Source organism: Lacinutrix sp. MEBiC02595, assembly GCF_053601555.1.
Map to the genome: position 1 here is coordinate 1 of NZ_JBSHNU010000002.1, position 269 is coordinate 269.

At 43.5% G+C, this 269-nt stretch carries 1 protein-coding gene; it reads left to right on the forward strand.

Going from position 1 to position 269, the window contains the following annotated elements; translation table 11 throughout:
- Positions 1-269: hypothetical protein (locus ACVCZW_RS00005; RefSeq protein WP_452231274.1), on the forward strand; the 269-nt coding region annotated here is incomplete at both ends.

Genomic DNA, 269 nt, shown 5'->3' on the forward strand with positions numbered 1-269 from the left:
CAAATATAACCGGAGATCTTGGCGGAAGCTTTACGTTTAATCCAATACCAACCGATGGTGCAACAATAAACGCAACTAGCGGAGTGGTAACTAATGGTGTTTCAGGAGCGTCCTATACGATAGAATATGCAAGTCCAGGAACCTGCGGAACAAGTAGCACACAAACGGTAACTGTTTTAACCTCCGGAAACGCTTCTTTTAATACGACAGCAACTTGTGATGGCGGAACATCAAATATAACCGGAGATCTTGGCGGAAGCTTTACTTTT